Genomic DNA, 9,190 nt, shown 5'->3' on the forward strand with positions numbered 1-9,190 from the left:
CGCTATTGCTGATAAGGCGCGTAGGATGAATTAACGTGCCGGCGAAGCAACATTGATGCCTAGATGATGTGCCAGTCTGATACGGGCCGGCTGCGCTAGGGTCAGGGTGTTCAGCCCTTGCGCTGCTCCGGTGTCAATGCGTGGTTCGTAAACTGGAGGTTCCGGTCCTCCCGGCCGGCGGCACGGCCTCGTGGAGTAGATCACCTTGATCAAGCCCCAGTGCATGCAGGAGTGATCCGGCCCAAGCCGTTTGACCAGCTCAGCGACGTCCAGCAGCGCATTCCGCCTGCACGTGAGGCAATAGACCGACAGGCCGGTGCCGGCCGCCAGCTTCTTGCCAAGCGTGTCTTCAACGAAGGGGAATTCGTTGCCCATAGCGGCCTCCAAGAGGTCGCCCCATGCGAGTCCGAAATAAGAACCTCGGTCGCGCTTGCCAAGGCCTTTCGCGATCACACCATGTCTGAACCAAGATGTTTTAGCTAAGCTGCATATGCGGCGGACCACGGTTCGCCAGGCCGGCGCGCGCTCAGGCAATCTCCCCAAAGAGGCGCCGGCCACCCTTAGCCCGTCGCTAGGTGTGGGGGCACACCGGGCGGCGGGCTATCGGCGAACATTAGCAGTCGCTTGACGAACCCGCAGGCCGCGCCAGAGTCATGGTATGGCTAAGGAGAACACCAAGGTAGGCGACACGGTTGCGATCACAGCAACGATCCGCAAGCGCGTCACAGAGGACCGGATTAGCGTGCTGATCCCTTCCTATCACCAGCCGCATTCGATCGTAAACACATCGCCGAACATCAGCAGCGGGCAGAAGATCGAGCTTACCGGCGAAGTCCTACGCGTCGATGAGGACACTGTGACGGTTGGCGGCAAGGATCTGGGGATCTCCGTGAAGCGTAGCGCCGTAAGGCTCGTCACGAGCCACTTGGCACCGAAGCGCAAGACATCGGAACAAAAAGCCCGCCGCTAATTGACCAAAGCGGCGGGCTGTAGCTAGGGGACTATAACGGCGAGCGAATCGGAGGGACAAATTGGCCGCTCACCCGTAGAAACTTGCCGGGTTCGAAACGGTTCCAGGCTGCAATGGAACATTTTAGCTAAACTGAATGTTTGTTCGTTCCCTTGGAAGCCGTGGAGCGGTCAACAGCCCCAAAAGAGAGCCCGCAGCCGAGGGACGGACTGCGGGCTTTCTTGCGCCGCAGGCTGCCAGGTCTGATGCGACGCGACGGACGCTCGGGAGTGCGCCACGCTTTCCGAACTTGCGTTTGCTTGAATGGTTGCACGAGGCGGTCAAGGCCTTCGGTTCAAGACGCGCGCTTCTCGCAAGAGCGATGCCCAAGCGGTGCTGCGAAGATGGTCCCCTGGTCTGAGCGGGTGCAAGGATTCGGAGCGCGGCAGGGTTGCGAGACTTGGCTACTCGTTGTCCCTGCCCATTCCCCTCCGCCGCTCGATCAGCCGGTTTGCGGCGCCCCCGATGGGTGGCGACTTATGTGCATTCCTTGCACGGAAGTCGCGTCTTACGTTCCGGCGCAGGGTGAAGGCCTTTGCGATTTTGTGCTGCGCTTTCGAAATCGTGCGGAAAGTGTGGCTTCCACGCATCTCCCGAACAATATCCACGCCTTCGAACTTGGCGGCGTTGACAATCGATGCGCTTCGGCGACATCGCTATCTCACTCGGGTGGTGACCTTGGGCCATTCATCCGACCAGGCAACAAAGGGGTATGCCCGTGAAACAGGTTCTTCTCGCTACCGCTCTCGTCCTAGCTACCAGCACCGCCTATGCGGCTGACGTATTGCAGGAGGCGCCGGTTGCTGCTTCCTATGACTGGACCGGCGCATATATTGGCGTGAACGCCGGCGGCGGTTTCGGCACGTTCAGTCTTGATCCTGCCGGCGGCGGCCCTGGTGGTTTCGATCTCAGCTCGAGTGGCTTCCTGGGCGGCATTCAGGCCGGTTACAACTGGCAGGTTGGCCAATTCGTCTACGGCGTGGAAGCCGACATCCAGGCTTCCGACGTTAAGGGCGAGCTATCGTTCGGCGGCCCCTCTCTGGAAACAAAGGTTGATTGGTTCGGCACGGTGCGTGCTCGCATTGGCTATGCGCCCGTCGACCGCTTCCTGGTCTACGGCACTGGCGGCTTGGCCTACGGTCACGAAAAGGTCTCTGTCCCTGGGGCCGACTTTTCCAAGACCAAGGTCGGCTGGACCGTTGGTGCGGGCGCTGAATACGCTTTCACCGACAAATGGTCCCTCAAGTCCGAGTATCTTTACACCGACCTGGGTAAAACGACGTTCGACGACATCGGTGCTGAAGTCAAAGTGCCCTTCCACACCGTTCGCATCGGTCTGAACTACAGGTTCTAATTTTTCGGCGGACCTAGCAGAAAGCCCCGGCAGGATTGTCCGGGGCTTTTTTGCGCGGCGATCTTAAACCGCAGCGGGAGCGGGCGCCGAGTCGGGGCGCATGCATCGCGGCAAACGAACCAGCATCCAACGTTGCTTGTTCCAACAAAAAAGCCCGCCGACCGGAGCCGACGGGCGATTCAGACTATCCGCGGCGTGGGTCAGGTCGGCGGCACGACAACGACAACAGACGGCCCCGCAACGACTGCGGAAAGCTTGCCCTTGCGAATCAGCGTAGGCTTCTCGTAGGTCTTCTTCATGGGAATTCCCCGTTGGGTCGATGATCCCTCAAAACCCGATGAAGCTGATCGTGCTCTTGCTAGATGTCAAGAGAGCAGAAGCTTCTCAAGAAACAAAGCACAGCCGAGCCAGGTGGGGCTTTTCCAACGGGAAGAGCGGCCATGAGCAGTTATCACTCCCATATCGACAACGGCAAATTCATCTCTGGCAACAAGGCACCGGCCGGCTGCCGCCCCGCGCTCTAAATGAGTTCAAGATGCGATCTCCGAAACAAAAATTATAGACACGGGATACGAAATTCCCTCAGTATCGGACGGGGGGATAATCAATGAAGGCGACAGCAATTATTTCGAGCGCGGCTTTGTTCCTGGCCGGCTGCTCGACGAGCACGAATATTTCTGACGGCCAGTTAGCTGCTTTGGACACCAACGCGCTTTGTCATGCGCTCGCAAGCAGCAGAGACGAGCAATATCGAAGTCGAGTTACGGCGCTTCTGGTTCGGCGTGGTGCAACGACCGAGAAGTGCCTCCGGCTCATACAAACGGACAATGCCGTGGCGACTGGCATTGCAGTCGGAGGACTGGCCGTGGCCGCCGGTGCTGCAGCAAAGAACGGCGGCGGAGGCTATTACGTCCCACGACCGCAAGCCTACGGCGTGGCATGGGATCAGTTTTACGGCCCGAACTATAGCCTGATATGGAGGTGCCGGGACATGGCGACCGGTCAATTCGTCTACGACTACAATTGCGCCGGCATGCCGATGGTCGACAGCACCTGGCCCGGATGGTCGGCTTAAAGCAATGGACAGGTCGCGCTACGACAATCGCTCAGAGCAGTGGCGCAAGCGCACCGGCGCAAAGCGCTCCCGAACCTTGCGTTGGGCGAGCGTCCCGCGGCGCCTCATCTTCGTCACCGTGGCCGCAGCCGGCGCCTTGGCCGTGCTCACCGCGATGCGGCATAGCGACAGCTTGCAAGAGGTCAATCTGCAGAACCTTGTTGGCGCCAAGCCGGCGTCGATCACCGGCGTTGCGTCCCTCATCGATGGCGACACGATCGAAGTTCACGGGCAGCGGATCCGCTTCAACGGCATCGATGCGCCCGAGAACCGGCAATACTGCGACGACGCCAATGGCTTCGAATACCCGTGTGGCCGCCGCTCGGCCGAAGCGCTGGACGCGTTCCTGGCCGCCTCGAGGCCCGTCCAATGCACATTCATCAATTGGGATCGCTATCACCGCTTCGTCGGCGACTGCCGGCGCGCCGACGGCGCTAGCGTGGCGGCTTGGATGGTCGAGCACGGCCAGGCGCTGGACTGGCCCCGCTACAGCCACGGGGTCTACGCGCAGCAACAGGCGAAAGCGGAAACGGCGAAGGTCGGTCTATGGGGAGGCAAGTTCAAAGCTCCGTGGAACTGGCGCGCGTCGCACGCGGACGGCGCCGCGCCGGCCAGCCAGCCGCTCGGCATCATCAGCCGCAAGCTGGTCGCGCAGAGCGGCTACTCGTGCGAACCGCGGCGGACGTGCAAGCAGATCGGCTCGTGCGAAGAAGCTCAATGGTATCTGCAGAACTGCTCGTGGGGTGGCAAGCTGGATCGGGACGGGGACGGCGTGGCGTGCGAAACGCTGTGCTAGAAGAGGTAGGGGCAAAATGGACGACAAGTTTTACAATCGCGTGGGCGGGGAACGCATTTCCTCGCGCCAGGTTGACGAACTGATCGGTCTCGCGCGAGGCGTGGCGGCAGATGGAAGCATCAACAAGGCGGGAGTAGAGTTTCTCCAAAAATGGCTGGCGGCCAACGTCGAGATCAGCAACCAGCCGCTCATCCGAACCTTTTACCGCCGCATCAATGAGATCCTTGCAGATGGTGTGCTCGATTCTGATGAACACACTGAGCTCCTGGACACGCTGAATAGTTTCTCAAATCGTGATTTCGAACTCGGTGAGGTGCTTAAGCCGATGACCCTGCCACTCTGCGATCCGGCACCAACTTTGACGTTCCCCGGCCGTTTCTATTGCTTCACTGGCACATTCAATTACGGGCAGCGGAAGCACTGCGAACAGGCCATTGCCGATCGTGGGGGATCCTCTGCAGGGCTAACTCAGAAAACGAATGTCCTCGTCATTGGAGCCTACCGTTTGCTCCAGCGGCTTTCCGCCGCCTCTTAGCGATCTCCGCGCGCCGCTCCGGCGTCATGTTGGCGGCGCCCTTCTTCCCGCCCTTTGAACCAAGCTTCCTCGGCGGCGGCGCTCTTGCCGTCCGGCACGTGGTCAATTTCCTCGCCCGTCGCAATGCGCATGACGTGGACGGCGTTGCACATCGGCAGGACGCTTCTGGCCTTGAGGTCCGGTCGGCATCAGTTTCCCTCTGCTTCAATCTCGCGAGCAGTTCCTTAGAACTCTCGATAGTGCGCTCCGTCTCTCTAATTAGATAGCGCAGGCCGTCTATCTCGGCTTGGGATGCGCGAACCCACGCTTTTGCAGCCATCGGCATCCGGAATTTTGAGAGGGTCGCGCTCCACATGAATTGCGCTAAGCATATATGGAACCGGCACCGGGCGCGACAAGCGCCGGCCAAAATTTCAGACTGAGACACTACCTCACGGCAAAGGGCCTTGACTTCATCGCCGACGATGGCGGCTTAGGCGCGATATTGGGTGACGTAACTGTCCGGCTACATGGGGACGCCTTGCGCGATCTCCTGATTTCCAGGGTGCAGTCATCCGGGGAAGACGAAACTGTGAAGGCGAAGGTCGTAGCAAAGCTAAAGAGCTTCCTAGCGACGCGCTCGGGTCCCTAGCTACGAAGGCGCTCGATGCCAGTCTTGCCAGCCTGCCTGCGGTAGCCACTTGGATGCTGGCCCTGTTAGCCAAGTAGGTCCGCGATTCCACTCGTTATGTGGGATGGTTATGCGGGAAGACGGGAACGGAACGAACTGATCTGCTAACCCGTCGACTTTGCTGGCGAACCCGACAACATTCGAACTTGTGAGCTCTGCCTTCGGAAGGCGGCCCTCATGAAGTGGGTGCCCAAGCCGCGTTTCGGTGATGCTACAGGCTGCGGGGAAGGGTGGGCTAGGCAAGACGCACACGGAGTCGCCCACAGTGCCTCTTGGTCGTATATCGTTAGGAGCACCCAAATCAAAAACGGCGAGCGAGCCTTACGCCAGGGCCACCGCCGTTTTCAGCAATAAACTCGATGCCCGCTGCCTCCAGCGCGCTGCGGATTGCCCTTCGATTAGCTAAGGTCGTCGGCGGAATGCCGTCGTCGGACTCGGCACGTCTTACAGTCGCCACGCCCACGCTCGCCGCTTCGGCGAGATCTTTCGCGCTCCAACGGACCAACGCGCGCGCGGCCCGCATTTGTGCGCCGGTGATATCTTTTAGATCATGTGATTGCAAAGTGATCTCGGATAGGTTAAAGGTATGGATAAACTTGCCGCTTCGGCCGCTTGCAAAGACGTAAGTCCTCGCAGCTATCGGCCGTGCGCGACTATGGCCGGGCGACATGCTCTTGCACGCACCCAGCCCAACCACAGCCAAGCTGTTGGGAGCTCGGATCATGGCTGATTCCGACAATACCACGACTTTGTCCTTCGTCACGCGCAAGACGGGGACGGTTCAGTCGGCGAATGCGATCGATGAATCGCCAGCAGAAAGGGAAATCCGGACTGAGTCCGACCTATCAGTCGGTGCTGGCGTGTCGGCAGCGAAGCAGCCCGCTGTTCTCGCCGCAACCTGCAACGAGCCAGAATTGCAACCGGCAGCCCTGCGCGATCCCGCACTTCTGCTGGCGAGCGATTGGCAAATGGCTCGGTACACCTCCATGCTGTTATGCCGCGTGCAGCAGCGGTTGGAGAGCCAAATCATGGTCAATCCCGGAATTCAGGTATTGGCCGCAGATTCACTGACGGGAGTTCAACGAAAAGCGGCGCGCACTCTCGGCGGTCCACGGGACTATGCAGTTGCGCGGGAGGCCGAGGTCTTTGCGATGACCGAAGCTCTGAAGCTTCAGGATTCAATCCCCGAAGTCGCGGCTACATCGCTCGTCGGCGTCATCGCCAAGTTGGAAATGATCGTGGGTGCCGATCGGGATATTGGTGACCCTACCGACTTCCCGTGGCCGCACATAGCTTCCGTGCTGCGTGACTTAAAGGCGATCGCGGGAGACTTGCCGGCTGGTCGCCGGAGCCGCGGACGGACGCGGAGCGACGTTGCCAGGCATTGGGAGTCCGCCGTCGAGCTGGTCGCAGCGCTGAAAGAGGAAGGCGAGGCCGAATACCGTGGCGATGTAACTGTCTTCTGACACGCCCCCTTACCACTTGTCGCCTGGAGCCGGACCTTTACGATTGAGACGAAACCGCACGGCGCAAGTCATTGCACGCTGTGACCCCACGACATGAATTCGTGCTTTTCTTCGCCGTCCGGAGGACTCTGATGGTGGGCGATCCACTTGGGAGAGCGACCGGCATGTCGGAGGAAACCAGCACCGGGCCGCAGGCTTTGCTTCCGGCGAACGACAACGGCGCCCTCGCCAGCCGCGAGGATCGCCCCGAAAACATTGCGGCGGCCAAGCTGGACCGGGTGGTGCTGGATGTCGCTCGGCTGATCGCCCGGCGGCTGGCGCGGGAGGCCTTCGAGGTGAAGCTGGCGGCTAACGACAATCGGCCGGACGGTCGAAAGGGAGAGGGCAGGGGGCCGGATGGCAAACCCCTTGGGAACAGGAGAGAGGATCAGCCGCCATGACCCGTGTCGCACTCTATGCCCGCTATTCTTCCGACAGCCAGCGGGACGCCTCCATCGAGGATCAGTTGAGGCTGTGCCACGAGCAGGCGGCGCGCGAAGGTTGGAGCGTGGCGGGTACTTATGAGGATGCGGCGATCTCCGGCGCCACTACAGTGCTACGCCCGGGCATCCAGCAGCTAGTACGCGATGCTCAGCGCGGCCGCTTCGAAGTGGTACTGGCCGAGGCGCTCGATCGCATCAGCCGCGACCAGGCCGATGTCGCCAGTCTCTTCAAGCATCTCAAATTCGCCGGCGTCGCCATCGTCACCTTGGCCGAGGGCGAGATCAGCGAGTTGCATGTCGGCCTCAAAGGCACGATGAATGCATTGTTCCTCAAGGACCTTGCTCTCAAGACCCATCGTGGCCTGCGGGGGAGGGTGGAGAAGGGCAAAGCCGGAGGCGGGCTGTGCTACGGCTACCGGGTGGTCAAGAAACTGGATGGAGCAGGCGAACCCGTCCGTGGCGATCGCGAGATCGTGCCGCAGGAAGCGACCATTGTGCGCCGCATCTTCCGCGAGTTCGCCGCCGGCAAGAGCCCGAAGGCGATCGCCGTCGACCTCAACAAGGAAGGCGTTCCTGGTCCGCTCGGCCGGCACTGGGGCGACACCAGCGTGCGCGGGCATGTGATCCGGGGAACCGGCATCATCAACAACGAACTCTATACCGGCGTGCTGGTCTGGAACCGCCTGCATTTCGTCAAGGACCCTGCCACCGGCAAGCGAGTCTCACGGGCCAATCCGCCGATTAAGTGGATTCGCACCGAGGTGCCGCATCTCAGGATCGTCGAGGATGAATTGTGGCAGGCCGTGAAGGAGAGACAGAAATCCATCGCCAGCCAGTTCGAGGCGGTGGCGATCGCCACGCGCAAAGCCCGGGCGAGAAAGCTGCACACCATGAAGCGGCCGGTCTCCCTCCTTTCCGGCTTGCTCACCTGCGGCTGTTGCGGAGGGCGCTACGGCCTGTTCACACGCGATCGCTATGCCTGTCTCAACCACCAGCGCCGCGGCATCTGCAACAATGGCCGCACTATCACGCGCGAGAAGATCGAGCAGCGCGTTCTCGCAGGCCTGAAGGAAAGGCTTGTCTCGGCAGATGCTGTGGCCGAAGCGATCAGAGCCTATGCGCAGGAGACTAACCGTCTCAACCAAGAGCGTCGCGCGCAAGGCGAACAGGACCGTAAGGCGCTCGACAGAACCGAGCGCGCCATCGCGGGCATCATGGCCGCGATCGAGGATGGCCTTTACCAACCTTCGATGAAGGCGAGAATGGAAGACCTGGAGAGACAGAAGGCGGAGATCACCGCGCGTCTGGCGTTGGCGCCCACTGACGTGCCTGACCTGCATCCCAATATCGCCACTCTCTACCGCAAGCGGGTCGAGCAACTCACACAAGCACTCGCCGATCACGAGGACGGACGTCCAGCCGCCGATGCGGTGCGCTCGCTAATCGGAAAGATCGTGCTCACGCCAGGCGACAAGCGCGGCGTGGTCCATGCCGAGTTACGCGGCGAGCTGTTCGGCATCCTCGAACTCGCCAAACCCGAAGAAAATCAATCCTCCGACAATGTTATGACAAAAGAGGTTGCGGGTCCCCGCAACCAAACAAAAACGGCCCGCTCCTCGCGGGCCGTTTGCGTTTGTGCGCTTCTCTTCGCAATCCAATCGGCGAGTGCCGCAGGCGATGCCATGCAATTTCCAGCTTGCGCTGCTGCCGGCTTGTGTTTCAGCTTGCTGCCTTCCCCAAAGCCAATGCGGGGCTAAACGACGG

Annotated in this window: 12 protein-coding genes; 8 read left to right on the forward strand and 4 right to left on the reverse strand. The window is 60.8% G+C overall.

The window, feature by feature from the left end:
- Positions 1-30: 30 nt before the first annotated feature.
- On the reverse strand, positions 31-375 hold the full coding sequence (locus LB529_RS17025; protein ID WP_224711742.1) for a hypothetical protein: 345 nt from the start codon (positions 373-375) through the stop codon (positions 31-33).
- A gap of 283 nt (positions 376-658) precedes the next feature.
- Between LB529_RS17025 and LB529_RS17030 the strand changes: the two genes are divergently transcribed.
- Together LB529_RS17030 and LB529_RS17035 are read left to right on the forward strand one after the other, a co-directional pair.
- Positions 659-970: a hypothetical protein gene (locus LB529_RS17030; protein WP_224711743.1), complete on the forward strand. Its 312-nt coding sequence runs from the start codon at positions 659-661 to the stop codon at positions 968-970.
- 757 nt (positions 971-1,727) lie between these two features.
- Complete coding sequence (locus LB529_RS17035; protein ID WP_224711744.1) at positions 1,728-2,363, forward strand: outer membrane protein; 636 nt, start codon at positions 1,728-1,730, stop codon at positions 2,361-2,363.
- A gap of 200 nt (positions 2,364-2,563) precedes the next feature.
- Here the strand turns inward: LB529_RS17035 and LB529_RS17040 are convergent, their stop codons facing one another.
- Complete coding sequence (locus LB529_RS17040; RefSeq protein WP_224609182.1) at positions 2,564-2,662, reverse strand: putative RiPP precursor; 99 nt, start codon at positions 2,660-2,662, stop codon at positions 2,564-2,566.
- Between the two features lie 308 nt (positions 2,663-2,970).
- Between LB529_RS17040 and LB529_RS17045 the strand changes: the two genes are divergently transcribed.
- Genes LB529_RS17045 through LB529_RS17055 form a run of 3 tightly spaced genes read left to right on the forward strand, consistent with a single transcriptional unit; the run spans position 2,971 to position 4,808 of the window.
- Entirely contained in the window at positions 2,971-3,438 is a 468-nt protein-coding gene (locus tag LB529_RS17045; RefSeq protein ID WP_224609179.1) for a hypothetical protein, read from the forward strand.
- Positions 3,439-3,442: 4 nt separating this feature from the next.
- Positions 3,443-4,273: an excalibur calcium-binding domain-containing protein gene (locus LB529_RS17050; protein WP_224711745.1), complete on the forward strand. Its 831-nt coding sequence runs from the start codon at positions 3,443-3,445 to the stop codon at positions 4,271-4,273.
- A 16-nt stretch (positions 4,274-4,289) separates the two neighbouring features.
- Entirely contained in the window at positions 4,290-4,808 is a 519-nt protein-coding gene (locus tag LB529_RS17055) for an NAD-dependent DNA ligase (RefSeq protein ID WP_224609173.1), read from the forward strand.
- On the opposite strand, the gene LB529_RS17060 is transcribed toward LB529_RS17055, so the two are convergent.
- Positions 4,805-4,960 carry a hypothetical protein gene (locus LB529_RS17060; protein WP_224711746.1) on the reverse strand — a complete coding sequence of 52 codons (156 nt, stop codon included), beginning with the start codon at positions 4,958-4,960 and terminating at the stop codon, positions 4,805-4,807. The two genes, LB529_RS17055 and LB529_RS17060, sit on opposite strands and share 4 nt — an antisense overlap.
- A gap of 819 nt (positions 4,961-5,779) precedes the next feature.
- The gene (locus LB529_RS17065; protein WP_224609266.1) at positions 5,780-6,001 is read right to left on the reverse strand and encodes a transcriptional regulator; all 222 of its coding nucleotides are present in this window, start codon (positions 5,999-6,001) and stop codon (positions 5,780-5,782) included.
- Between the two features lie 199 nt (positions 6,002-6,200).
- Here LB529_RS17065 and LB529_RS17070 point away from each other — a divergent pair, with 199 nt between their 5' ends.
- The 3 genes from LB529_RS17070 (at position 6,201) to LB529_RS17080 (ending at position 9,183) form a co-directional block, all read left to right on the forward strand.
- The gene (locus LB529_RS17070) at positions 6,201-6,944 is read left to right on the forward strand and encodes a hypothetical protein (RefSeq protein ID WP_224609171.1); all 744 of its coding nucleotides are present in this window, start codon (positions 6,201-6,203) and stop codon (positions 6,942-6,944) included.
- A 164-nt stretch (positions 6,945-7,108) separates the two neighbouring features.
- Positions 7,109-7,384, forward strand: coding sequence for a hypothetical protein (locus LB529_RS17075; protein WP_224609168.1), 276 nt, complete (start codon positions 7,109-7,111; stop codon positions 7,382-7,384).
- Complete coding sequence (locus LB529_RS17080) at positions 7,381-9,183, forward strand: recombinase family protein (RefSeq protein WP_224711747.1); 1,803 nt, start codon at positions 7,381-7,383, stop codon at positions 9,181-9,183. The genes LB529_RS17075 and LB529_RS17080 overlap by 4 nt, the downstream gene beginning before the upstream one ends.
- Positions 9,184-9,190 lie beyond the last annotated feature (7 nt).

This window comes from Mesorhizobium sp. CA5, from assembly GCF_020165105.1.
GTDB lineage: Bacteria > Pseudomonadota > Alphaproteobacteria > Rhizobiales > Rhizobiaceae > Mesorhizobium.

Excerpts from the sequence above, each read along its gene's own strand:
- LB529_RS17025 (WP_224711742.1), bottom strand. The coding sequence starts at position 375 with ATGGGCAACGAATTCCCCTTCGTTGAAGACACGCTTGGCAAGAAGCTG.
- LB529_RS17030 (WP_224711743.1), top strand. The coding sequence starts at position 659 with ATGGCTAAGGAGAACACCAAGGTAGGCGACACGGTTGCGATCACAGCA.
- LB529_RS17040 (WP_224609182.1), bottom strand. The coding sequence starts at position 2,662 with ATGAAGAAGACCTACGAGAAGCCTACGCTGATTCGCAAGGGCAAGCTT.
- LB529_RS17045 (WP_224609179.1), top strand. The coding sequence starts at position 2,971 with ATGAAGGCGACAGCAATTATTTCGAGCGCGGCTTTGTTCCTGGCCGGC.
- LB529_RS17050 (WP_224711745.1), top strand. The coding sequence starts at position 3,443 with ATGGACAGGTCGCGCTACGACAATCGCTCAGAGCAGTGGCGCAAGCGC.
- LB529_RS17055 (WP_224609173.1), top strand. The coding sequence starts at position 4,290 with ATGGACGACAAGTTTTACAATCGCGTGGGCGGGGAACGCATTTCCTCG.
- LB529_RS17060 (WP_224711746.1), bottom strand. The coding sequence starts at position 4,960 with ATGTGCAACGCCGTCCACGTCATGCGCATTGCGACGGGCGAGGAAATT.
- LB529_RS17065 (WP_224609266.1), bottom strand. The coding sequence starts at position 6,001 with ATGCGGGCCGCGCGCGCGTTGGTCCGTTGGAGCGCGAAAGATCTCGCC.
- LB529_RS17070 (WP_224609171.1), top strand. The coding sequence starts at position 6,201 with ATGGCTGATTCCGACAATACCACGACTTTGTCCTTCGTCACGCGCAAG.
- LB529_RS17075 (WP_224609168.1), top strand. The coding sequence starts at position 7,109 with ATGTCGGAGGAAACCAGCACCGGGCCGCAGGCTTTGCTTCCGGCGAAC.
- LB529_RS17080 (WP_224711747.1), top strand. The coding sequence starts at position 7,381 with ATGACCCGTGTCGCACTCTATGCCCGCTATTCTTCCGACAGCCAGCGG.